Annotated in this window: 22 protein-coding genes; 10 read left to right on the top strand and 12 right to left on the bottom strand. The window is 71.2% G+C overall.

The genetic code is table 11. The features are described 5' to 3' along the window. The first annotated feature begins 61 nt into the window (after positions 1 to 61). The 4 genes from ACFC1I_RS18650 to ACFC1I_RS18635 all read left to right on the top strand — a co-directional run bounded on the left by ACFC1I_RS18650 (position 62) and on the right by ACFC1I_RS18635 (position 6427). On the top strand, positions 62 to 2131 hold the full coding sequence (locus ACFC1I_RS18650) for an Hsp70 family protein (protein WP_376012846.1): 2070 nt from the start codon (positions 62 to 64) through the stop codon (positions 2129 to 2131). Next, positions 2131 to 4674: a LuxR C-terminal-related transcriptional regulator gene (locus tag ACFC1I_RS18645; protein ID WP_376012843.1), complete on the top strand. Its 2544-nt coding sequence runs from the start codon at positions 2131 to 2133 to the stop codon at positions 4672 to 4674. The genes ACFC1I_RS18650 and ACFC1I_RS18645 overlap by 1 nt, the downstream gene beginning before the upstream one ends. A gap of 106 nt (positions 4675 to 4780) precedes the next feature. Beyond that, complete coding sequence (locus ACFC1I_RS18640) at positions 4781 to 5740, top strand: IniB N-terminal domain-containing protein (RefSeq protein ID WP_376012840.1); 960 nt, start codon at positions 4781 to 4783, stop codon at positions 5738 to 5740. Between the two features lie 6 nt (positions 5741 to 5746). Then, positions 5747 to 6427, top strand: a complete 681-nt coding sequence (locus tag ACFC1I_RS18635) for a hypothetical protein (RefSeq protein ID WP_376012838.1) — start codon at positions 5747 to 5749, stop codon at positions 6425 to 6427. Here the strand turns inward: ACFC1I_RS18635 and ACFC1I_RS18630 are convergent. From ACFC1I_RS18630 to ACFC1I_RS18615, 4 genes are all read right to left on the bottom strand, one after another. Next, the gene (locus ACFC1I_RS18630; protein WP_376012836.1) at positions 6368 to 7903 is read right to left on the bottom strand and encodes a dynamin family protein; all 1536 of its coding nucleotides are present in this window, start codon (positions 7901 to 7903) and stop codon (positions 6368 to 6370) included. The genes ACFC1I_RS18635 and ACFC1I_RS18630 overlap by 60 nt on opposite strands. A 13-nt stretch (positions 7904 to 7916) precedes the next feature. Next, complete coding sequence (locus ACFC1I_RS18625; protein ID WP_376012833.1) at positions 7917 to 9821, bottom strand: dynamin family protein; 1905 nt, start codon at positions 9819 to 9821, stop codon at positions 7917 to 7919. A gap of 39 nt (positions 9822 to 9860) precedes the next feature. Further along, complete coding sequence (locus ACFC1I_RS18620; protein WP_376012830.1) at positions 9861 to 10124, bottom strand: hypothetical protein; 264 nt, start codon at positions 10122 to 10124, stop codon at positions 9861 to 9863. Positions 10125 to 10325: 201 nt separating this feature from the next. After that, positions 10326 to 11531: a hypothetical protein gene (locus ACFC1I_RS18615; RefSeq protein ID WP_376012827.1), complete on the bottom strand. Its 1206-nt coding sequence runs from the start codon at positions 11529 to 11531 to the stop codon at positions 10326 to 10328. 162 nt (positions 11532 to 11693) lie between these two features. Here ACFC1I_RS18615 and ACFC1I_RS18610 point away from each other — a divergent pair, with 162 nt between their 5' ends. Further along, on the top strand, positions 11694 to 12881 hold the full coding sequence (locus tag ACFC1I_RS18610; RefSeq protein ID WP_376012824.1) for an SAM-dependent methyltransferase: 1188 nt from the start codon (positions 11694 to 11696) through the stop codon (positions 12879 to 12881). A gap of 174 nt (positions 12882 to 13055) precedes the next feature. Here ACFC1I_RS18610 and ACFC1I_RS18605 read toward each other — a convergent pair whose 3' ends face one another. The 8 genes from ACFC1I_RS18605 to flgN are packed head-to-tail and all read right to left on the bottom strand — an operon-like array spanning position 13056 to position 19155. Next, positions 13056 to 13715, bottom strand: coding sequence for a hypothetical protein (locus tag ACFC1I_RS18605; RefSeq protein ID WP_376012820.1), 660 nt, complete (start codon positions 13713 to 13715; stop codon positions 13056 to 13058). Beyond that, positions 13712 to 14779, bottom strand: a complete 1068-nt coding sequence (gene tsaD, locus ACFC1I_RS18600) for a tRNA (adenosine(37)-N6)-threonylcarbamoyltransferase complex transferase subunit TsaD (protein ID WP_376012816.1) — start codon at positions 14777 to 14779, stop codon at positions 13712 to 13714. The genes ACFC1I_RS18605 and tsaD overlap by 4 nt, the downstream gene beginning before the upstream one ends. Beyond that, positions 14776 to 15279 (bottom strand): ribosomal protein S18-alanine N-acetyltransferase, encoded by a 504-nt coding sequence (rimI, locus tag ACFC1I_RS18595; RefSeq protein WP_376012813.1) that lies wholly within the window; start codon positions 15277 to 15279, stop codon positions 14776 to 14778. Before rimI ends, tsaD begins: the two co-directional genes overlap by 4 nt. Further along, positions 15276 to 15935: a tRNA (adenosine(37)-N6)-threonylcarbamoyltransferase complex dimerization subunit type 1 TsaB gene (gene tsaB, locus ACFC1I_RS18590; protein WP_376012810.1), complete on the bottom strand. Its 660-nt coding sequence runs from the start codon at positions 15933 to 15935 to the stop codon at positions 15276 to 15278. The genes rimI and tsaB overlap by 4 nt, the downstream gene beginning before the upstream one ends. 51 nt (positions 15936 to 15986) lie before the next feature. Further along, positions 15987 to 16358, bottom strand: a complete 372-nt coding sequence (locus ACFC1I_RS18585; protein WP_376012807.1) for a flagellar assembly protein FliW — start codon at positions 16356 to 16358, stop codon at positions 15987 to 15989. Beyond that, positions 16355 to 17239 carry a flagellar hook-associated protein FlgL gene (gene flgL, locus ACFC1I_RS18580; protein WP_376012805.1) on the bottom strand — a complete coding sequence of 295 codons (885 nt, stop codon included), beginning with the start codon at positions 17237 to 17239 and terminating at the stop codon, positions 16355 to 16357. The genes ACFC1I_RS18585 and flgL overlap by 4 nt, the downstream gene beginning before the upstream one ends. Positions 17240 to 17252: 13 nt before the next feature. Next, complete coding sequence (flgK, locus tag ACFC1I_RS18575; protein WP_376012803.1) at positions 17253 to 18659, bottom strand: flagellar hook-associated protein FlgK; 1407 nt, start codon at positions 18657 to 18659, stop codon at positions 17253 to 17255. 13 nt (positions 18660 to 18672) lie between these two features. Further along, on the bottom strand, positions 18673 to 19155 hold the full coding sequence (gene flgN, locus ACFC1I_RS18570; RefSeq protein ID WP_376012800.1) for a flagellar export chaperone FlgN: 483 nt from the start codon (positions 19153 to 19155) through the stop codon (positions 18673 to 18675). Between the two features lie 204 nt (positions 19156 to 19359). Between flgN and ACFC1I_RS18565 the strand changes: the two genes are divergently transcribed. The 5 genes from ACFC1I_RS18565 (at position 19360) to ACFC1I_RS18545 (ending at position 23197) form a co-directional block, all read left to right on the top strand. Beyond that, positions 19360 to 20163, top strand: a complete 804-nt coding sequence (locus ACFC1I_RS18565) for a sigma-70 family RNA polymerase sigma factor (protein ID WP_376012797.1) — start codon at positions 19360 to 19362, stop codon at positions 20161 to 20163. Between the two features lie 102 nt (positions 20164 to 20265). Further along, the gene (locus ACFC1I_RS18560; protein ID WP_376012794.1) at positions 20266 to 21090 is read left to right on the top strand and encodes a flagellin; all 825 of its coding nucleotides are present in this window, start codon (positions 20266 to 20268) and stop codon (positions 21088 to 21090) included. Between the two features lie 72 nt (positions 21091 to 21162). After that, positions 21163 to 22536: a flagellar filament capping protein FliD gene (fliD, locus tag ACFC1I_RS18555; RefSeq protein WP_376012791.1), complete on the top strand. Its 1374-nt coding sequence runs from the start codon at positions 21163 to 21165 to the stop codon at positions 22534 to 22536. Further along, positions 22533 to 22925 (top strand): flagellar export chaperone FliS, encoded by a 393-nt coding sequence (gene fliS, locus ACFC1I_RS18550; RefSeq protein WP_376012788.1) that lies wholly within the window; start codon positions 22533 to 22535, stop codon positions 22923 to 22925. Before fliD ends, fliS begins: the two co-directional genes overlap by 4 nt. Further along, a complete protein-coding gene (locus tag ACFC1I_RS18545) occupies positions 22922 to 23197 on the top strand; it encodes a hypothetical protein (protein WP_376012786.1) in 276 nt (91 codons plus the stop codon). The genes fliS and ACFC1I_RS18545 overlap by 4 nt, the downstream gene beginning before the upstream one ends. Positions 23198 to 23214 lie beyond the last annotated feature (17 nt).

Genomic DNA, 23214 nt, shown 5'->3' with positions numbered 1-23214 from the left:
CGCCGTTCGCGGTGGTAGACCTGACCGCAGGGGGTTGTCCTGGACCTGGGGATATTCGGGCATGAGCGCATTCGTGCTCGCGGTGGACATCGGCACGAGCCGCACTGCGGCGTCCACGGCGAGAATCAGCACAGAAGGAACGGTCGAGACGGCGCGGTTCGCGCTCGGCCGGCAAACGGACAGCGCACCGACAGCGGTGTTCGTCTCGAACGACGATCTGCTCTTCGGGGAGGCTGCGGAGAGACGGGGGCTCGCTCAACCGGATCGACTCGTGCGCGAGTTCAAGCGCCGGGTCGGCGACGATGTTCCCGTCGTGGTGGACGGCCGCAGGTACGCTCCCGAGGATCTGTACGCGCGCACCGTGGCATGGGTGACGGATGCCGTCGCCGAACGTGAGGGACGCCAGCCCGAGACGATCGTGGCCACCATCCCCGTGGAGTGGGGCGACTATCGCCGCAGCCTCGTCGCCGCAGCCCTGGCCCGTGAGCTGCCGTGCCGTGTCGAGCTCGTCACCGAGCCGGTCGCTGCCGCGTGGCACTACCTGGCCTCGTCGGAGCTCGAAGAGGGCCACGCGCTCGCCGTGTACGACCTCGGCGGAGGCACGTTCGATGTCGCCCTCGTGGGGCGTGCCGCCGGCGGCGCGCTGGAGGTGATCGGCACTCCGACCGGGATCGCCGACTTCGGGGGCGCGGACTTCGACGACCTCGTGCTCCGCCACACGCTCGCGGCCGCCGGCCTGTCCGCGGCGGATCTCGCATCGGCCCCAGACGCCCGCATGGCACTCGCTGCGCTCCGCCGCGAGTGCGTCGAGGCGAAGGAGAGCCTGTCGTTCGACTCGGAGGCCGCGATCCCCGTCTTCGTCGCGGCCGCGAGCACGACGGTGCGCATCACGCGCGCGGAGTTCGAGGGCCTCATCGAACAGGGCATCGAACGGACGATCGACCTGCTCCAGGCCGAGCTCGAGAAGAGCGACGTCGGCGGTCGACTCGATGCGATCCTGCTGACCGGCGGCTCGTCGCGCATTCCGCGCGTCGCGCAGCTCCTGTCGGAGCGGTGCGACGCCCCGGTGGCGGTCGATGCCGATCCCAAGGCGATCGTCGCACTCGGGGCCGCGCGCATCATGGCCGAGCACCTGCTGCAGGGCACAGCGCCTGCCGGTGTCCCGGCGGCTGCGACGCTGGTCCTCGCCGCCGCGGGCGGTGCCGACGAGCTCGACGCGGTGGACGAGGCCGCCGCGCCGGCTGTCACCCGCGACGACGCGGGCGAGCCCGCCGCTCGGCGACGCTGGCTCCGCCGACTGCCCGTGACAGCCTCCCTGGCCGCAGGCTCGCTGGTGCTCGCCAGCGGCATCGTGCTGGCCGGAGCGACCGAGCTGGGAAGCGGAACGCGCCCCGCCGAAGCCACCGGCGCCGATTCGTTCGCGAACTGGCTGGGGGTGCGGCTGAGCGACGGCGCGGCGGCGGCAGAGCCGAACGCCGCAGCGCAGCCGCCGTCCTCGACACCGCAGCCGCCAGCGAGCAGCACACCGCCCAAGACGTCGGCGCCGAACCCGCGTCAGCGGGTCGCAGAGCGGTCGACCGAAGCCAGCGAGCAGGAGGCCGCGGAGGCGCAGCAGCGCACCGGCTCGTCGTCGACGAGTCCGGCGGCGACCAGTTCCGGCACGAAGGCGGGCTCCGGCACGAAGGCGGGCTCCAGCACGAAGGGCGACTCCGACACGAAGGACCCCTCGGATCAGCCGTCGACTCCCTCCGACGTCGACCCGGAAGCCGAGCCGCCCACCGATCCGCAGCCCGAGCCGCAGCCGGAACCGCAGCCGGAACCGACCACGAACCCCCAACCCCAGCCGACCCCCGAGCCGGCGACCGATCCGCAGCCCGAGCCCACCCCCCAGCCGACGACCGATCCGCAGCCCGAGCCGACTCCTGAGCCGACACCCGAGCCGACACCGGAGCCGACGACCGATCCACAGCCCGAGCCGACACCCACCCCGGAGCCCCAGGCGCCGGCCCCCGAGCCGGAACCCACTCCCCTTGCACCCGAGCCGACACCGGAGCCCCCGGCGCCCGAGCCCGAACCGCCCGCACCCGACCCCGAGCCGACACCCCAGGCGTCTCTCCCGGAGCCCGTGTGATGACCGGAGCATCCCACCTGGTGCGGCTCGACAACGCCCCGCTCCACATCACACCGTCATCCCTTCCGGCTGATGCCCTGCTCGGCTTCGTCGGGCTCGACGCGTTCCGCTTTCCCGGCGAAGCCGCGCGGGCGGTCATCTGCGGCGCGGCCGGTGCGGGCAAGACGACTCTCCTCCACCGGGTCGCACGACTCCTCGCCGCCGAGGGCACCCCGTCCGCCGCGCTCCGCGACGGGACGGACGTGCGTGCGCTGGCACCCGATCTCGTGCTTCTGGTCGACGACGCTCACCTGCTCGCCGAACACCGCGTCGCCGCTCTGGCAGAACGTGCACAAGACCCCGATGCGGGTCTCGTGATCACGCTGCGCACCTGGCCTGCCCGCGCCGACGTCACCGCGCTCAGCCGGCTGATCGAGCGCAGCCGCCCGACGACGCTGATCAACGAAGTCAGCCTGACGCAGATCCGCGACGCCGACGACGGGCTTGATCGGTGCGGCGAAGAGATCCTGCGGCTCACCGGAGGCATCGCCTGGCTGGTGCAGGAATGCCTGGGCGCCCACGACGAGCGCGACTGCCGGGACGACCCCGCGCACAAGACGCTGCAGCACGCCATCCGGCCGCGCATCCTCTACCGGCTCGCGTCCGTCTCGCCCGAGGTGCGGCGCCTGGTCGACGACCTCTCACTCGGACTGCCTTCGACGACGGATGCCGCGGCTCCGGCTCTCGGCGTGGGCGACGTGCTCGCCGAGGGATACGCCGAAGGTCTCCTGACCGAGGAAGGGGCTCCGCCCCCCGTGATCGCCGCCGCCGTCCGATCGACGACGTCGGTCGCGCGTCTCGTCGAGATCATCGGCAGCGCGCCGGGCGCCGTCCTGCGTGACGAGCTCCCGGATGCGGGCCTGCGCGGGCGGCGGGATGAGCGCGTCGCCGGCGCCCTCGTCGCGCGTGCGCGGGCCGAGGCCGCTCGTGATCCCGACCTCGCGGACGAGCTGCTCGATCGGGCCGTCTCGTGCAGCGTCGATCCCGCTGGTTGGGCGGTCGATCGCGCCGCGGCCGCGTGGGCGCGCGGCCGCATCGACGACGCCGGTGTCCTGTTGGACGCCTGGCTGGCTCAGCCTGCAGCGAGCGGGCCCGCCGTCGACCTGGCAGCGGCCGTGTGGGCGGAGCGGGGTCTGATGTCGCTCGCCGCCGACACGTATCGTGCCCGGCAGCCCGACGAAGCGGGCGGTGCGATCCGGATGCGGGTCGCCGCACTGGCCGCCGGCCGGTCCACGACAGCCTCCGCGGCCGACCCCGCAGACGCGGCTCGCAGTCGAGTCGCACCTTCTGCGCTCGGGGTCGCGAACGAACTCCTCGATCGTGGCCTGACCGCCGCGCTCGGCAATGACGCCGATGCGGCGATCACCGCACTCCAGCGCGCGTCGGAACTGTGCACGGCTTCCGCCGACGCCGCCCCCTCGGTCGAGCTGCCCGCCGTCGTCGCCGCGACGACGGCGATCGGCCTGGGTGATCCGAAGCGAGCCCAGTCCATCGTGGACGACGCGCTGCGGGGCGGCCAGGGCGGTGCCCACCGCCGCGCGCGGCTGGAGCTGTGGTCGTCGTGGATCGCGCTGCAGCGCGAGCGTCCGGTCGAGTCGCGTGCCGCTCTGGCCCGTGCGATGTCGAGTCGCCCGCTCACTCCGCGCGACGACGCACTCGCCGCGACGATCTCCATAGGGATCGCGCGGCGGTACGACGACGCCGCGGGGCTCGCGGCCGAGTGGGAGTCCTGCCTGCCGCGGGTGTCGCGCGTCGAACCGGACCTCTTCTCGCTGCTCGGGCTGAGCGAACTCGTGATCGCGGCCGCGCGGCTGGGTGACGCGGTCTCGATGCAGCCCGCATTCGAGGCCGGCCTCGCGATCGTCTCGGGACTCGGCGATCCGCCGATCTGGTCGACGCCGCTGCATTGGGCGGGCATCCAGCGTGGCATCCTTCTCAATCAACCCGATGCTCTCGCCCCGCACGCCCGCGCGCTCGTCGCGGCCGCGCCTCACAACCGCCTGGCCACGCGCATGGCCCATGCGGGCAAGGTGTGGACGGCGGTGCTGGCAGGAACCGTCGACCCGGATGCCGTCGAAGGCGCCGCCAGGGGGCTCGCGATCGTCGGGCTGGCCTGGGACGGCGCGCGCCTCGCCGGCCACGGTGCCGGTCGCTCCGAGGACCGGAAGGTGATCGCACGACTGCTCGCCTGCGCTCGCGAGCTGCACCCGAGGGAGGCGCCCCGTTCGATCGGCGACGACGCCCCGCGGTCGGACATGCCCGCCGACGGCCCGCTGAGCGAGCGCGAACGCGAAGTCGGTCAGCTCGTCCTGCAGGGCAAGACGTACGCCGAGATCGGCGCCGCGATATTCATCTCGCCTCGCACCGCCGAGCATCACATCGCGCACATCCGCCGCCGACTCAATGCGACGTCGCGTTCGGACCTGCTCTCGAAGCTGCGGCTCGCCCTCCAGAGCGAGCCGCCCATCCTCGCCGACCCCGAACCGAGGGGCCTGAGCGGATGACCCCGCACCGGTACCCCCACTTCATCGGACGAAACCCCGATGCCGTCGCGGACTCCGCGTCTTACCCTGAAACAGCCATCGACCTTCAATGCGGAGGTGTCGTCACATGACCACACCATTGGTGACAGTCGCCAACTCGATCATCGAGTTCATCCTGAGTCTGCTGCGCGACCCTGCAGCGCTCGCGGAACTCGAGAAGGACCCCGAAGCGGCCCTCCTGAAGAACAAGGTGGCCGGCATCTGCGCCGACGATGTGCGCGCGGTCGCACCCATCATCTACGACCGCCCCGACGTGGTGCCGCGAAGCACGCCCGCCTCGTCGTCGTCGACGCATCATACGCAGCAGGCGCATCAGTCGCACCAGACGCAGAACAACGACGTGCTCAACGAGATCACGCGGATCACCAACAACTGGACGACGGTCGACAGCCGGGCGACGATCGTCGACCAGTCGGTGAACCAGAACATCTGGACGGAGGGTGGCGACGTCACGCAGGCCTTCGACCAGACAGCGGGTGTCGCCTCCGGTGACGGTTCGCTGGCTGCCGGCGACGACGTCACCGCCGGGCCGGGCGCTGGCAGCGACGACGATGGCGACGACACGCCCACGCAGCCCGGCCTGCCGGGGATCCCGGACGACGACGCACCGGGCGTTCCCGACGACGCACCGGGCGTCCCCGACGACGGGTCGAGCGATCCCGACGACGCGCTCGTCGACCCGGGCGAAGTGACGGGCGACACGGGCGAGGTGCCGGGGATCCCGGATGAGGCGCCGGGGATCGACGACCTCGCCGCCGACCTCGACGATGCGGACACGCTCACGCCCCCGGTCGACGATGTGCCGACGGCGCCCGAAGAACCGCTCGCGGCCGCCGTCGAGGCGGGCGTCCCGGCGGACGCGGTCGACGCGGTCGACAGCGCCACGGCCGATGTGGCGCCCCCGTCGACCACTCCGGCGTACGACGCGGCGCCACCCGCCGAGGTGGACGACGCGGTGTGGAGCGAACCCGTCGACGCCGTCCCGGTCGAAGAAGTCGTGTATCCCGAAGAAGTCGAGGAGCAGTAGCCTGCGGTGACCGACCCGACATCGCGGGCAGGCGTGCCCGCACCAGAGCCGCGTGACCTCGCGTCGCGCGCTCCCCAGCCGCGCGCGCCCGAGCTGCGCGCTCCCGGCTCTGCGCCGCCGTCGAAGACACCACCGCAGCGGCCGACCCTCGCCAACCCCAACACGGCGCCGGTCCTCACGAAGCTGACGCCGCCGTTCTCGGTGCGTGTCGCCGAGCTGTTCTGGATCCTCGGCTTCATCTGCGGCGGCTTCGCGATCGTGTACCTCTTCGTGATCCGCAAGGAGCAGCTCCCGCTCATCTCGGACGCCGTGCGCGCGGTCGATGCGACGCGCAGCGACCAGACCTACACGACGGCCGCGGACATCATCTTCTGGTCCGTGTTCGGGCTTCTCGTGGCGACGCTGCTGGTGCAGATCACGCTGCTGGTGTCATTCATGGCGCGCAGACCGCACATCCGGCTGTGGCAGCTGCTGACCTGGGTGGTCCAGGTCGCCACACTCGCCTTGTCGCTCGACCTCGCGCTGACGGGTGAACGAGCTGCCCCGCTGCAGCAGATCCTCGCCGCGCAATGCGGCCTGGTCCTCCTCGCACTGCTCGCGAGCGTCATCCCAGGGGCGCTGGCGTGGTCAGCGCGGAAGCACGATGTCGTCCGCCAGCCGTCCGACGGGGTCGCCACCTCGAGGTGAGATCAGTCCCCCGGGTGAGGCCGCGACCTGCTCGAGGCTGCGGATCACGACGTGGCACAGGCTCACCGCGGCGCGCTCCGTCAGCGGGGACTCGGCGAGTTCGCGCCAGCGCGCCAGCAGTTCTCTCACTCGACGACGGACCTCGTCGTCGCCGACACCATCGCCGAGTCCGACGCGGGTGGCGGCGCCGTCGCCGGAGCCACCGAGGATTCGTTCGGCTTCTGCGATCCGTTCGGCAGGCAGCGGATACCCGCCCGCGCGCGTGCGCGACAGCGCCGCGAGCTCCCTCAGCGAGTGGGTGGTGGCGAGGATGCGCTCGATCTCGGCCAGCAGGGCGTCCGAGCCGCGCCGCGGCCGCTCGCGCAGCAGCTGCTCGAGCCCGGGCAGCACGCCGTACACCTTCAGCGTGTCGGCGCGCCCCCGGAAGTGATCGCGTACGAGAGCCTGCAGCGTGGTGAGCCCGCTCTGCTGCACCAGACCCTCGGCGAGCGACGTGGAAGAGTTCGCACCGCCGCGGATCAGCGCCGCGGACAGCCTGATGCCGAAAAGCCCGAACCGGGTGAGGAGCTCACGGCGCTTCGCCTCGCCGAGCGACGTCACGCCGGCCACGTTGGCGAACCGGTCGGCGGACACGAGGAGACGCTCGCGAGCGCTGCGTTCGAGCGCCGCGATCTCGGCGAGCGCGCGGTACTCGTCTTCGCGCAGCGTACGGGCGGTCTCGGCGAGCAGCCCCGCGACGGGCACGACGTCCAGGACGAGCGAGCGGAGCTCCGTGTCGTCCGCATACCGCCGCGCGACCTGGCCCGCGGACACGAGCGAGTCGATCCGCGCCGAGCCGACCTCGTCCGCGCGCGACAGCACGGCGACGGCGTTCACCGTCAGCGAGCCTCCCACCGACACGTCACGGAAGGCTTCGAGGAAGCCGCGGTCCGACGCGTGCAAGTGGCGCATCAGGTAGATGACCGCATCCGCTGCGGACGCGCTGCTGCTGCGCTGCGTGAGATATCCCCGGGCACGCGCCGACACGTCGGCCGACAGCGATGCGATGCCCGGCGTGTCGATCAGCACCAGCGACCGGAGGCTCTCCGAAGGCCAGCCCACATCGATCCAGTCCACCTCGTCGGCGGTCGTGTCGCCGAGGTCGATGAGCGTGCGTGCGCCGTCGCGCTGGAACCTGAGTCGCCGCGGCGCTCCCTCGCGCGGATGAAGCGTGACCGTCGGGACGTCGGCGCGGTGGTACCAGGTGACCACCCGGGTGCACTCGCCGGCGTCCGTCGCCGCGAGAGCTTCGCCCAGCAGCGCGTTGAGCAACGTCGATTTGCCCGCCTTGACCATGCCGGCGAGCGCGATGCGCAGCGGCCCCTGCAGACGCGCCTCATACCCGCGGATCTCGTCCGATGTCGCGGGATCCTCCGCGTAGAGCGCGAGTGCCGCCTGCGCCACCCGACGCGCCTCGACGATCGCCGGGTCCCTCATCGTCGCGGGTTCCTCATGGTGTGACGACCTTCGTCCCCTCCGCCACCATCCGCATCGGCATCTGCTCGGGAGCGACCTCCGCACGAAGAGCGTCCAGTTGGCGCAGCTGGAGGCGCAGCTGCTTGATGCGCTCCTCGCGCTTGCCGCTCTCGACGCCCGCCGCCTGCTTCGCGGCGGTCACCGCCTCGGTGAACGAGCGGTGCAGCTCGTCGGCCATCGCGCCGAAGTGGTCGCGGGCGGCCCGCTGGACGAGTCGCAACCGGTCCTTGAGCTGCTTGCCGGCCTGGAAGATCACCTCGTCGATGTGGCGGCGCACGATGTTCTTCGCCTCGGCCTGCCTTCGGGCGAGGCGTGTGCCCATGTCCTCCCGGAACGCCCGCCGCCCGACGATGACACCGGCGATCAGCGAGAAGGGGTTGATGAGCGGAAGCCCGATGAGCCCCGTCGCCAGACCGACCATGAGGACGCCGCCATAGGAGCCGCGTACGCCGATGAAGATCTTCTCCGCGGCACTCATCCGGCCCTCGTCGAGCGTGGCGATCGAGTCGACAGGGTCCAGCACACCCGCCGCGTCGGCGACATCGATCGCCGGGATGCTCTCCTCTCCCTCGAGAAAGAGCTCCGCGACCTGTTCGGACAGCCAGCGCGCGCGTTCGTCCGTCCAGACGAAGGTCTCGGACACCGCGGCGGAGATCCGCTGGTCGAGCCACTCGGTGATCTGGTCCCAGATCGGGCCGGGATCGCCGTCGTCGATGGACGCCTCCGCCTCGCGCTGCACCTTGCGCAGGCGATCGCGAAGGTCGTGCTCCATGTCGGCGATGAGGTCGGCGACGCCGTCGGTCAGCGTGACCTGCCAGCGCGCCGACCGACTGCGGAACTCGTCAGCCCGCACCTTCGCCTCCTCGAGCTGCACGAGGAGGCGGGGCGTGATTTCGGGGTCCACCAGCGCGGTCAGCTCCGACCGCAGCGCGATCGTCAGCTGGTCGACGACCGACGCGAGGTCGTGCACGGCGCTGCGCTCGTGGATCAGCTCGGCCCGCTCGAGGATGTCCTGCCGGAGGTGGCTCACCAGCGCGGGGAAGCCGGACTCGTCGTTGAGCTCGGCGTCGCGCTGCTCGGCGGCGAGGAGGCGCAGATCGCTCGACACCGCGAAGATCGGGATGTCGCCGATCTTGGTCAGATGTCCGCGGTCGATGTGCTCGATCTCCCGCCAGTGCGGATAGAGGTCGGTCTTCGCGAGCACCGCGGCCACGTTCGGCGACACCCGCATGGCATGCCGGAGGAACTGCATCTCGGGTTCCGTGTACTCCTGCGACGCGTCCGACACGAGGATGACCGCGTGGGCGCTCGACAGCGCCGACAGGGTCAGCAAGGCGCTCCGCGAGTCGAGCCCGCCCACACCGGGCGAGTCGACGAGCCGCAGTCCGCCGCGCAGGATCTCCCGGGGCAGCAGCACCTCTGCCGAGACGATCCGCCGGACGTTGTCGGGGTTGCCCTTCGCCGACACGTACTCCGCGAGGTCCGCCAAGGGGACGTCCTGCCGGACGGCGGGCCCGCGAGCCTCGTCCTCGGCCTGGACGAGCACGGTGGCCGAGGGTTCGGCGGCGTAGCCGACGGTCGTCGGGACGGTGGTGGCGATGTCGTCGTCCACCGGGCAGGCCGGAGCGTTCACCAGTGCATTGACGAGCTTGCTCTTGCCCTGCTTGAACTCGCCGACGACGATCACCCGGACGTGCGGGTCGCGGAGTCGATCGCGGGTGTTCACGAGCCGCCTCACGAGATCGCGCCGCCCCGCCTGGGCGGCGGCTCGTCCTACCTTGTCGACGAGGTCGAAGAGCACGACCTCTCGGCCGGCCGCCGCGGCTTGCGTCCGCGGGATGTCACCGCGCTGCGCCGCGATCTCGCTCTCGTCTGCCAATGGCTCGCTTCCCTCCCTCTCGAGCGTCCCGCGCCGTCGTCACGCGGGAAAGTCGTAAGCGGCCGGACCGTCGATCCCCAGCTGGGGTTCGGCATCGTCGCCCCAGAGGACGTCCGCATCGACGTCCCAGTCGGATGCGGTGACGTTCACGATCTCATCGGTGAACATGTTCGCGAAAGGATCGTCCTCGACGAATCCCGACGCCGATCCCCACTCCACGGCTTCGCCCGCGTCGGCGGGCGCTGACGCACCGCCGACGCCGTCCATGTCGTCGAGGTCGTCCCAGTCACCGTGATCCGCCACGGCCCTCGCCTCCCTCACCGGTGGTGTGCCGGTGCTCGTTCCTCAGTATCCCCCGACGGCTGCGCCGCCGGTAGCCGTCTGCGGCAGCGCCGCAGGATGCTGGCGTGCGCCCGGCCGTCGAAACAGCCGGGCGCGCTCCCCCAGTCCATGTGCCCCGAGTGCTTCCGGCCGGTCGGGCGGCCGGAAGCACTCGGCCTTCGTCTAGAAGTCGAACTCGTCCTGCGACGCGTCGGGGCTGTTCACGATCCCGTCGTTCTCGAGATCGACATCGACGTCGGTGTCGTACTCGTTGAACGAGTCGTCCAGATCCGCCGTCATCGAGTTGTCCTGGAACGAGTCATCGATGTCGACGTCCAGGTCGGTGTCGACCGAGTTGTCCGAGTTGTCGGAGTTGTCGGAGTTGTCCTGGAACGCGTCCCGGATCGTGGTGTCGATGTCCCAGTTCGTCGAGTTGTCCGAGTTGTCCGAGTTGTCGGAGTTGTCCGAATTGTCGGAGTTGTCCGAGTTGTCCGAGTTGTCGGAGTTGTCGGAGTTGTCCGAGTTGTCGGAGTTGTCGGAGTTGTCGGAGTTGTCCTGGAACGAGTCCCGGATCGCCACGTCGACCGGGTTGAACGAGTCCTCGATGTCGACATCGATGTCCCAGTTGGTCGAGTTGTCGATGTCGACGTCGTCGCCCGCGGCAGCCGAGTAGTCGCCCGACGCCAGTCCACCCTGCTGGTTGAAGACCTGTGACACCGAGCCGTTCGCCGCCCAGATGTTCTGGTTGACGGACTGGTCGAACATCGCCGAGCGGCTGTCGATCGTCAGACCGCCCGCGCCTGCTGCCAGGCCGGCGCCCCCCGCACCGCCCCCGAGGTTCAGGTCCCGGAAGCCCGTCTGATACTGGCGCACTCCGGTCGTGATCGAGTGGTCGTTGAGGGTCTGCTGGTTGAACGAGTCGGAGATGTCGACGTTGGTCGAGTTGTCGTTGTACGAGTCCGTCGTCGAGTGGTCGGAGTTGTCCGAGTTGTCGTTGAACGAGTCCGTGATGTCGACGTCGAGGTCGGTGTTCAGCGAGTTGTCCGAGTTGTCCGAGTTGTCGGAGTTGTCCGAGTTGTCGGAGTTGTCCGAGTTGTCCGAATTGTCGGAGTTGTCCGAATTGTCGGAGTTGTCCGAATTGTCGGAGTTGTCCGAATTGTCCGAGTTGTCGGAATTGTCCGAGTTGTCCGAATTGTCGGAGTTGTCCGAGTTGTCCGAGTTGTCGGACTGGTTCCCCACGCCGACCGCGGCGTTGTTGTCCGAGTTGTCGGAGTTGTCGGAGTTGTCCGAGTTGTCCGAGTTGTCGGAGTTGTCCGAGTTGTCGTTGAGCGAGTCCGCCAGATCGACGTTCGTCTGAAGACCCAGCAGGTTGGTGTTGTCGTCGGCCATGATGATCTTCCTTCTTGACAGGTGCCAGTCGGCTCTTGATCCGAGTGTGCTGTCGTCGGGACTCCCCGGCATCGGGGGCTGTCCCGCACTTCTCCCCGGGGGAGTACGGGGTTGCGGTAGGGGATTCGGGCGAGCAGTCCGTCCCACGCGTAGGCTCGGCGGGTGGAACTCTCCGAACTCGAAGCGCTCCTGACGCCCGAGGGCCTGCGCCTGCTCGACGCGATGCCACCGATGGAGTCCTCCGACGACGTCGCGCGCAGCGTGACCCGGCTGCGCCGCGACGGCCACTCCCCCGACCTCGTCTCGGCGGTCGTCGGCCAGGCGCGGCTGCGGACGCGCGCCGGGGCGAAGTTCGGAGAGTTGGCGGAACGGATGCTGTTCACCCGCGCCGGCCTCGAACAGGCGACGCGTCTGCCGATCGCGGCCCGTCACGCCGCGCGGTTCCGCGACGCCGGCTTCGCGCGCGTCGCCGACCTCGGCTGCGGCATCGGCGGCGACGCCCTCGGACTCGCGGGACTCGGCCTGCGCGTCACGGCCGTCGACGCCGACGCGGTGACCGCCGGCATCGCGGCGTACAACCTCGCGCCGTTCGGCGATGACGCCGAGGTGCGCCTCGGCACCGCCGAAGACACCGACCTCGACGGCGTCGACGCCGTGTGGCTCGACCCGGCCCGCCGCACCGCGGGGCATGCCGAGACCACCCGCACCCGCCCCGAGGACTGGTCGCCGTCGCTCGACTGGGTGTTCGACCTCGCCGCGCGTGTGCCCGCCGGCGTGAAGCTCGGCCCAGGGCTGGACCGCCACCTCATCCCCGACGACGTCGAGGCGCAGTGGGTGAGCGCCGACGGTTCGACGGTCGAGCTCGTGCTGTGGTCGGGAACGCTCGCCCGCGACGGCGTCCGCCGCGCCGCGCTCGTCATCCGCGGCGACCAGGCGCACGAGCTGACGGCGGAGACGGATGCTGCGGACGAACCCGCCCGCGAGCTCGGCGCCTTCCTGCACGAGCCCGACGGCGCCGTCATCCGCGCGCGTCTCATCGGCGACGTCGCCCGCTCGCTCGACGCCGGCATGCTGGACGAGCACATCGCCTACCTCACGTCGGACGCCGCGCTCACTTCTCCGTTCGTCTCGACGTTCCGCGTGCGCGAGGTGCTGCCCGCCGACGAGAAGGCGCTCGGCAAGGCGCTGCGCGAGCGCGACATCGGGCGCCTCGAGATCAAGAAGCGCGGCGTCGACGTCGACCCGGCCGCGCTGCGCACGCGCCTGAAGCTCCGCGGGTCGGCCTCGGCCACCCTGATCCTCACGCGCATCGGCTCCCGCCGCACCGCGATCCTCGCCGACCGCGTCTGACCTCGACCGCGTCCGACCGCACGCCAGCGACGCGCGCCGGGGCGCAGCATCCACCCTCCCCCGACAGGTCAACCGGGCTTCTACAGGACCCGACGGCGCGAGTCGGTCCTGCGCAAGCGCGGTTGACCTGTCGAAGGCGGTGCGGCATCCGCGCGCCGAAGCCCGGAGGGGAGGTCAGCCGAGGAAGCCGGCCTGCGTCGCGGCGAAGAGGAGCCATCCCGCGCTGTAGAGGATCGACAGGGTGCCGAGCACGATCGCCCACACGGCGACGGCGCGGCTCTCGAGCGGGCGGCGCAGGGCGATGATCGCCGACACGACCGAGATCAGGCCGATCGGGAAGCCCCAGCCGACGAACATCGACACGATGAGCCCGACGATCGCGAAGGCGAGCGACCAGCCCGCGAGTCCGCGGTGGAACGCCGAGTCGCTCGCCGTCCACGACGTGTCGTCAGGCGTGAAGTCGCCGCCCGGCTCCGCCGGCGCGGTCTCGACCGTCACGGCGACGGGCGCCGTCGGCAGGCGCGAGAACCCGCCGCGGTGCGCGCCCGGGAGGGGCGAGGCGTCCTGCGCGAGATCGACGTCGGGCGACACCGACGACACGGTCGGGCCCGCCGGTCGCGCCCCCGCCGCCGTAGGTCCCGGGTCGGGGTCTGCCGGATCCACGGGTCGCGGGCCCTCGTCCGCCGCCGGCCGATCGGCCTCTTCCTCGCGGGCGGCCCCGTCCTCGCGCGGTTTCTCCGTGGGGAGAGGGTTCTTCGCGCCCTCGAAGTCGGGAGCCCGGTCGGCCCCGTGGTTCCCGGCGTCGCCGGGTGGCGGCATCCGTTCGTCCGTCATGCCGACTCCGCGACCTGGATCTCGGCGACCGGCAGCGTCGAGTCGGCGCCGAACTCGAGGGTCGAGGGCGCGCGGCCCGACATGATGAGCTCCGACGTGAGCGCGGCGATCATCGCCCCGTTGTCGGTGCAGAGCGACAGCGGCGGGATGCGCACGGTGACGCCCTCGGCGGCGCCGCGCTCGAGCGCGACGTCGCGCAGCCGGCGGTTCGCGATGACGCCGCCGCCGAGCAGCAGGCGGGGAACGCCGTGATCGCGGCAGGCGGCGAGGGCCTTGGTGACGAGCACGTCGACGACGGCCTCGCGGAAGCTCGCGGCGACATCGGCGACCGGCACCGGCTCCCCCGCCGCTTCGCGCTGCTCGACCCAGCGGGCGACCGCGGTCTTGAGCCCCGAGAACGAGAAGTCGTACCGGTGCTTCGCCATGTCGCTCGCGCGCGACAGCCCGCGCGGGAACGGGATCGCCTTCGGATCACCGGATGCTGCGGCCCGGTCGATCTCGGGACCCCCGGGATACGGCAGCCCGAGCAGCCGAGCGACCTTGTCGAATGCCTCGCCGGCGGCGTCGTCCATCGTCTCGCCGAGCAGCTCGACGTCGGTGGTGAGGTCGCGGACCAGGAGCAGCGACGTGTGCCCGCCGCTCACGAGAAGAGCGACCGTCGGGTACTCGAGCGGGGGCGCGTCGGCGTCGAGGATGTCGGCGGCGATGTGCCCGACGAGGTGGTTGACCGCGTAGAGGGGCTTCTCGAGCGAGACCGAGAGCGCCTTCGCGGCGCCGACACCGACCATGAGCGCGCCGGCCAGGCCCGGTCCCGACGTCACGGCGACCGCGTCGAGGTCGCCGAGCGCGACCCCCGACTCGGCGAGCGCCGCCTCGATCGACGGCTGCAGCGCCTCGAGGTGCGCGCGGGCGGCGACCTCGGGCACGACCCCGCCGTAGCGGGCGTGCTCGTCCATCGAGCTCGCGATGGTGTTCGACAGCAGCGTGCGGCCGCGCACGATCCCGATGCCGGTCTCGTCGCAGCTCGTCTCGATGCCGAGCACCAGCGGTTCGGCGCGGTTCACGTGCACACCCCTCCGTCGAATCCGGTCGCTGAGCTTGTCGAAGCGCGGGCCCACCCTCGGAGGTCGAGCTTCATGACCACGGCGTCGACGTCGTCCGGCTGGTAGTACCGGGGCTTGCGGCCGATCTCGGCGAAGCCCTCCGACACGTACAGCGCCTGGGCGACGGGGTTGTCGGCGCGAACTTCGAGGAACACGTCCGTCACGCCGCGACGTGCCGCCTCCTCCAGCAGCGCGCGCAGCATCGCGCGCCCCCGGCCGCGGCCCCGCGACACCTCGGCGATCGCGATGGTCTGGACGTCGGCATCCTTCGCTCCGGCGACCGCGCGCAGTCCCGCGTACCCGACGAGGCGCCCGGCCTCGTCGTCGACGACGTACCAGCCATGGGGCGAGACGAGCTCTTCGCGCATCATCGCCTCGGACCACGCGTCGGTCGGGAACGACGCCCGCTCGAGCGTCATGATCGCGGCGAGATCGTCGGCGGTCGCGGCGCGGAGGGTCACGAGTTCACCCGCTTCGGCGCGTGCGGGAGCGTCACGTCGGGCGAGCGCAGGTAGAGCGCGTCGGCGGACCCGATCGAGCGCCCGGCGGCAAGGGCGCGGGCGGCGGCGAGCGCGAGCATCGCCGCGGGGATGCGATCGGCGTCCCGTCGCGCCGCCCCGGCGCTCGTGAGCACGGCATCGAGGTCGTCGCGGGGCGTGAGCGCGGGCTCGGTGACGCGCACCGGCAGTCCGTCGTCGTCGATCCCGCGATACAGCGTGTACGCGAACTCTCGGCGGCGCGCGTCGGTGACGACGGCGAACGTCTCGTCGTCCGCATCCTCGTAGCCGCCGGTGAGCGCGTCGTGGATGAGCAGTTCGAGGGCGACGGCGTCGTGGCTCGCGACCGGCACGACCGGCACTCCGCGCCCGAGGGCGAACGCGCGCGCGGCGGCGATGCCGACCCGCAGCCCGGTGAACGGGCCGGGTCCCATGCCCGCGGCGACATGCGTGATCTCGGACGGGGAGACGGATGCCTCGGCCAGCGCCCGCTCGATCAGAGTGCCGATGACCTCGGCGTGGCCGCGGGGGTCTGCGCTCTCGACCTGCGAGCGGATGACGCCGTCCGGCTCGACCACCGCCACGGCGGAGCCGAGCGACGTGTCGATGCCGAGGATCACCCCTCCAGGGTAGTCGGCGCGACAGTGCGGTCGGATTCCCGCCCGTGGCTGTCAGCCCAGCGGGGCGCGCAGCGGGAAGTCCTGGTTCTCGAGGATGACCTGCGCGGCCGCCCCCGTGGTGCGGTTGATGACGACGGGCGCCATGAGGTTGACGGTGACGCCCGCGTCGGCGGGGCGCGCGACCACGAGCAGCATGGCGTCGTCGGGCGAGGTCAGCGCGAGCTCGTCAGCCTGCGCCGCGCTGAGCTCCGGCGCGTAGTCGTCGATGACCGTGCCCGGGTCCACGAGGTAGAGCCGCAGGTCGCCGGCCTCGGCCGCGCGCATCGCGAAGAGCCCGTCCACGCCGGCCACCGGATCGAGCTCGAACTCGGTGTGCGGGGCGAGCCCCGGCGGCGGTGCGACGAAGCTCAGCAGCGCCGTCACCGCAGATACTCCAGCAGGGACGGCTGGAGCACGCGGCCGGTCACGGCGAGCGCTGAGCGGTACACCAGCTCCTGCGCCTGCAGGCGCACCAGCACCTCGACCGTGTCGACGTCCTCCACCGCCGCCCGACGTGCCTCCAGAGAGACCGAATCCGCCACCTGAGCCTCCCTCGCTCGTTCGATCCGGGATTGCCGGGCGCCCACAGCACCCTGCGCACCGAGCATAGCGGTGAGCCGCTCGTCGACCTCGGCGAGGCGGACGCCGGTGTTCACGCCGGCACGGAGATCGGCGACGATCCCGTCCAGGAGGGCGAACACGGAACCCGCGCCTTCGCCGAACACCTCGGCGCCGTCGGCGTCGACACGGACAGTCGCGCTGTCGGAGACCCGTCGCACCACCTCCGCGCCGGGCGCGCCGTTGAAGCTGTAGTCGGGGGCGAACGCCGCGCCCGCGTCGGACGTCCCGGCGAACACTGTCCGGCCGAGCAGAGTCGTGTTGGCCTTCGCCAGGAGCTCTGCGCGGATGCCCTCGAGCTCGACGGCGACAGCCTCCTTGGCGGTCGCGTCGAGCGCCCCGTCGTTCGAGCCCTGCACGGTGAGGTCGCGCGCTCGGCGCAGCAGCGCGGTCGAAGCCGAGATGGCCGAGTCGATCGCCGTCACCCACGCCAGGCCGTCGTCGACGTTTCGGGCGTACTGCTCCACCCGACGCTGCTCGGCGTGCAGTCCGAGTGCCGTCGCCGCCGCTGCCGGGTCGTCCGACGGCGCGGAGAACGCCCGCTGAGAGGTCGCCTGCTCCTGCAGCCGCGCGAGCTCCGAGAGGTTCGCCTGCAGGTGCCGCATCGCCGTCTGGGTCATTCCCAGACCGGTCACGCGCGAGATCATGCTGCTCCTCCGCTCATCGGCCGACCATGCCCATCCGGTTGATGACGACGTCCAGCGCCTCGTCCACGGCGGTGAGCACGCGGGCCGCCGCCTGGTAGGCGGTCTGGTACGTCATCAGGCTGATCGTCTCCTCGTCGCCGTCGACGGCCGAGACGGCCTGCCGCGCCGAGACGGCCGTGGCCGTGGTGGTGGCCGACAGCCGCGCGCGCTGCACATCGGCGGCGGTGGACACGCCGAACGACATCACCGCGTCGGTCCACAGCGCGTCGGGCGCGCCCGCGCCGCGCCCGAGCTGGGACAGCGCGTCGGCGTTCGAGGCGTCGTTGGCGCCGGCGCCGGCCGCTGCGAGTGCGAGCTCCGAGGCCGAGCCGACGGCGACGCTCAGCCCGAGCGCGGGCGGCCCGTTCGTGTCGAGCGCGAAGAAGTCGCCGCCCGGCGCGCCGGCCGACGTCGACCCCGCACGGTGCTGGGCGTTGACGCGATCCGCGAGCGTCGTCGCGAGCGAGTTGTACGTGCGGGCGAGGCCCGCCAGCATCCCGCCGTCGCCTGCGGGGGCGAGAACCGACAGCGTCCCGCCGAGCTCGCCGGCGGCGACGGACACGGTGACGCCGGGGGCATCGGCCCACGAGATCGACACGCGGCCGCCTGCTTCGATGGAAGTCGGTCCGCTCGCGGTCAGACGGCGCGCATCGCCGCCGGCGACGAGCGCGTTGCCGTCGAGGCGCAGCGTCATCGTGCCGTCGGTCTCGATGGTGGCCGTTGCGCCGGACATGCCGGCGACGTCCTCCGCGAGCACACCGCGGCGGTCGATGAGCTCGTTGGCCGAGCGCCCGGAGGCGAGGGCGTCCCTGATGTCGATGTTGAGCGCCGCGATCTGCTCCGCGGCCGCGTTGACCTGCTCGACCGTCCGGTCGACGCCCGCACGCGCGTCGGCCCACTGGGTCGCCGCGGCACGATATCCCGAGGCGATGTGCTCGGCGAGCTCTTTGCCCGATTCGAGCAGGACGGCACGCGCAGCGCCCGAGTCGGGGGTGTTCGCGAGGTCCTGCCAGCCCGACCAGAACTTCGAAAGTCGAGCCGAGAGTCCGTCCGCCGTGGGCTCGGCGAGCGCTGCCTCCGCAGTCGTCGCCGCGAGGGCGCGCGTCGACCAGTATCCCGTCGCCGCGACGGCCGAGCGCACCCGCCCGTCCAGGACGTCGTCGCCGAGCCGGACGACGCCGGTCACGGCGACGCCGTTGCCGGCGCTGACGCCGGTGCTGAAGCGGCCGAGCTGCACCACGCTCACCGCGTGAGTCGTCACCCGCTGACGGGTGTACCCCTCGGTGTTCTGGTTGGCGATGTTCTGCCCGACGACGTCCATGCCCCGACGTGCGGCGGCCAGCGCAGACGCGGCCGTGCTGATCCCGCTGAATGTGGACATGCTGCCTTTCTGGTCACATCCTCGTGTCGACGATGCGCGCGGAATCGTCGCGCGCGCGATCGCCCTGATTCGTGTACGCCCCGGTGTCGATGCCCAGCGACGCGACTGTCTCCTGCGTCGCGCGCAGTGCGACGCGCAGCTGCTGCTCGTTCGCGTCGCGCAGCTGCGCGATCTCCGCGGTGAGCTGCGTCAGCGCCCGCAGGTGCTCCGTGAACACCTCACGCCACGGTCCTTCCGGCGCGTGGTCGATCAGCTCGCGGAGAGTCGCTCCTTCGGGAGCGCCCCAGTCCTCCGCCACCCCCTCCGATTCGACGACCCGCGCCATTCCCGATGCCTGCAGCCGTTCGATCACCTGTTCGATCTCGCGCGAGGCGAACTGGATCCAGCGGGACTTGCCCGCGGCCAGCAGAAGCTGCTCCTCCTCCAGCTTGAAAAGCAGCAGCTCCAGCAGTTCGCGCTCGCGCCATAGCTGCATTGAAAGCTCGTTCGATCCCATGTTTCGATCCATCTCCCCCAGTGAGAGTCCCGTCGGGCGACGGTCCAGGAGACACTATCGACCGCGTGGTGAGTCTGGTTACATGTGAGTTATGTGAGAGTTTGATGAGAAGCGCGGACACGCCTGTCCGGGCCGTTGCCCCGTCCCCCCGTCATCCTCTGCCGCGTCGTGAGCCCGGTTCAGACTTTCAGAGAGGTTTCCGAGATGCCGACGAGCGCCGCGCGCAACCGCCTCATCGAAGACAACCTTCCCCTCGTCGGCTATCTCGCCTCCGAGACGCACGCCAGGGCGACGCACATTCCACGCGAGGAACTGGCCTCGGCCGGGGCGCTCGCGCTCGTCATGGCGGCGGACGCCTTCGATCCGACCCTCGGCGTGCCCTTCGGCGCGTACGCGCGTCGGCGGATCCTCGGCGCTTTCGCGGACGAGATGAGGTCCATGGACTGGGCCACCCGCGGAATCCGCACCCGCATCAAGGAGACCGTGGCGGTGCGCGAGACGCTCACCGGCGGCCTCGGGCGAACCCCCACCGTGTCGGAGATCGCCATCGCGATGGGCGTGGCCGAGGAGACCGTCACAGAAGCGCTGGCGGACGCCGGGCGTTCGCTCACCACCCTGGAGGACCCGGCAGCGAGCGAACTCCCCACGGGGCTGCTACTGCCCGAGGAGTCCCTCGAGCTGCGCGAGCGACGGCGTGTGCTGGAGTCAGCGATCGTGTCCCTCCCCGAGCGCATGCGCCGGATCATCCAGGCCGTCTACTTCGACGAACGACCGGTCAAGGAGATCGCCGAAGAGCTGGGCGTCTCGCACTCCGCCGTGTCGCAGCAGCGCTCCGAGGCGGTGCGCCTGCTCCGTGACGCGCTGGACCTGTACTTCGCGGAAGCCGCGCCGCCTGCGCCGTCCTCGCGCGTGTCCCCGAACGCCCGCGAGGCGTTCTTCGCGCGCGTCGCCGAAGAGCTGGGCACGCGCCCGGGCGCGGTGCGCGCCGAGATGCCCGCGATCGCGTAGCGAGCTTCACCCACGCGTCTAACGCATTCCCCGCGTCCGCCGATAGGTGTCAGCGGAGCCCACGGAAGGGCTCCAGCTCGACCCAGTCACGGAGGAGAACCCATGGGTATGCAGATCAACACCAACGTGTCGGCGCTCAACGCCTACCGCAACCTGTCGAACACGCAGAACGACCTGTCGAAGTCGCTCGAGAAGCTCTCGAGCGGCCTGCGCATCAACCGCGCAGCGGACGACGCGGCCGGCCTGGCGATCTCCGAGGGCCTGCGCTCGCAGGTCAACGGCCTGAACGTCGCGGCCCGCAACGCGCAGGACGGCATCTCGGTCATCCAGACCGCGGAAGGCGCCCTGACCGAGGTCCACTCGATCCTGCAGCGTGTCCGCGACCTCGCGGTCCAGGCCGGCAGCGACTCGAACAACGCCGACTCGCGCACGGCGATCAAGACCGAGATCGACGCCCTCGGCGACGAGCTCACCCGTGTCGCGGCCAGCACGAACTTCAACGGCATCAAGCTGCTCAACAGCACGAACACGCTGACGTTCCAGGTGGGCGCGGGCTCGACGGCCGCCGAGGACCAGATCGGGGTCACGCTGACCGACTTCAGCGGCCTCGGCGCGGACATCAAGGATCTGGACGTCGACAGCGCAGCCAACGCGCTTCTGTCGATCGCGGCGATCGACACCGAGATCACCGCGGTCTCGACGGCACGCGCCGGTCTGGGTGCTGTCCAGAACCGCTTCGAGTCGACCATCAACAGCCTGAACGTCTCGTCCGAGAACCTGGCTGCGGCGCAGAGCCGCATCCGCGACACGGACATGGCGTCGGAGATGGTCAAGTTCACCGCCTCGAACATCCTGTCGCAGGCCGGCACGGCCATGCTGGCGCAGGCCAACCAGGCCAACCAGGGCGTGCTGCAGCTCCTGCGCTGAGCCTTCTGACCCGGGTGCGGAGCCACCGGCTCCGCGCCCGGGTCGCTTGTCCCCGACCACGGAGAGACCCCCATGGCATTCTCGATCGACGGCCTCGTCTCCGGACTGAAGACCACCGAGATCATCAAGGCCCTGATGGACGTGCACGCCATTCCGCGGTCGCTGCTGAGCGCGAAGGTGACCGACAAGAACACCATCATCGGCCAGCTCCAGACGCTCAACACCTCGATCCAGGACCTCGCGACCCGCGCCGAGAAGTTCACCCGTCCCGAGACGGTCGCACTCTTCGCCGGCCGCTCCTCGTCGGATGCGGTCACCGTGTCGGCCGGGGCAGGTGCCGCCCCGCTGTCGACCGAGATCGTCGTCGACCGGCTCGCTCAAGCGCATGCCGTCGTCACCGCCGCCTTCGATGCCTGGCCCGACGATCCCCCCGTGCTCACGGTCGAGAACGCCGCTGGAGAGCGGGTCCAGGTCACGGCGGCTTCGTCATCCGCTCGCGACATCGCCCGTGCGCTCACCGATGCCGGCGTCGGCATCACCGCCACCGCCGTCCCCGTGAGCTCCGCGGGCGGCCCGCCGCAGCACCGGCTCCAGCTGACAGCGACCGAGACCGGCGCGGAGGGAGCGTTCCGCGTGTTCCGCGGCGACGTCGCCGCCGGCACCGCAACCGACCTCTCGACACTGCCCGGAGCTGCGGTCATCACCACGGGGACCGACGCGCAGGTCCGGCTCTGGGCCGGCACCGCCGCCGAGCAGGCGGTGACCTCCGCGACGAACACCTTCACCGGCCTGTTCCCCGGCGTGGACGTCACCGTCGCCAAGATCTCCGCCGCTCCCGTCCGGCTCACCGTCGAAGCCGACACCGAAGCGCGGACGACGGCGGCCGGCGAGTTCGTGAACGGCGTGGCGGCGATCCTCTCGCGGATCGCCAAGGGCTCCACCGCGACCGTCCCGAGCGCCGCCGGCGGCACGACGACCCTCGGCGTGTTCACGGGCGACAGCACCGTGCGAGCCTTGCGCCAAGCGCTCTCCGAAGCCGTGCAGCATCCGATCGACGGCGTGTCGCCGTCGACGATCGGCATCTCGTTCGACCGCTACGGCGTGCTCACCTTCGATGACAAGAAGTTCGCGGAGGCGATGACCGCCGACCCTGCAGCCACGAGCTCGCTGCTCGCCGCCGTCGCCGCGCGGGTGCAGGAGACCTCGGAGACCTACTCCGACAAGTACGAGGGCCTGTTGACGGCCCGGATCACCGGCCAGCAGAACGAGGTGAAATCGCTGGGCGAGCAGATCCAGCGGTGGGACGTGCGCCTCGAGCAGCGCAAAGCGACCCTCGAGCGCACGTACGCGCGGCTGGAGACGATGATGTCGCAGATGCAGGCGCAGTCGTCGTACCTGACGTCGCAGCTGGACGGCCTGCGTTCCTCCGGATCGGGGTCCTCGTGATCTCCGGCACCGCCCTGCGCGCGCAGCAGCGCTACCGTGACGACGCCGTGCTCTCGGCGACGCCGGAACAGCTGCTCACGATGCTGTACGACCGTCTTGTCCTCGACATCGAGCGCGGCGAGGCCGCCCAGCGCAGCGGCGACTGGCCGGAGGCGAGCGCTCAGCTCGTCCACGCGCAGGCGATCGTCGCCGAACTCAACTCGTCGCTGAAGGACACGTGGGAGGGCAGCGCCGGACTGCGCGGGCTCTACGCCTTCCTCTCGCGGACGCTGATCGACGCCAACGTCCGTCGCGATCCGGACCTCGTCCGCGCCTGCGGCGACCTCGTGACACCCCTGCGGGACGCGTGGCACTCCGCCGCCGATGCCGTCGCGGGAACGACACAGTGACGGATGCCGCGACCCAGGCGTGGACGTCGCTGCTCGACGCCTTCGAGCAGGACCTCGCACAGCCGGAGCCGGAGTTCGCGCCCTGGCAGCCGCCGGCCGAGCCGCTGCCGGCAGCGCTGGCTGGACGCGCGGAAGACGTGCTGCGGCGTCAGCAGGAGCGGATCCGTCGCACGCGCGAGGAACTCGACGCCGTCGCGGAACAGCTGGGGGCACTGCGGCAGGTGCCGCCGCCCCGCCCCGACGCACCCGTGTACCTCGATGTTCAGGCCTGATCTCCCTAACGGATGAC

The organism is Microbacterium sp. NPDC056044, from assembly GCF_042267145.1.
In the GTDB taxonomy this organism is placed as follows: domain Bacteria; phylum Actinomycetota; class Actinomycetes; order Actinomycetales; family Microbacteriaceae; genus Microbacterium.
This window is presented reverse-complemented; position numbering and strand designations above follow the sequence as displayed.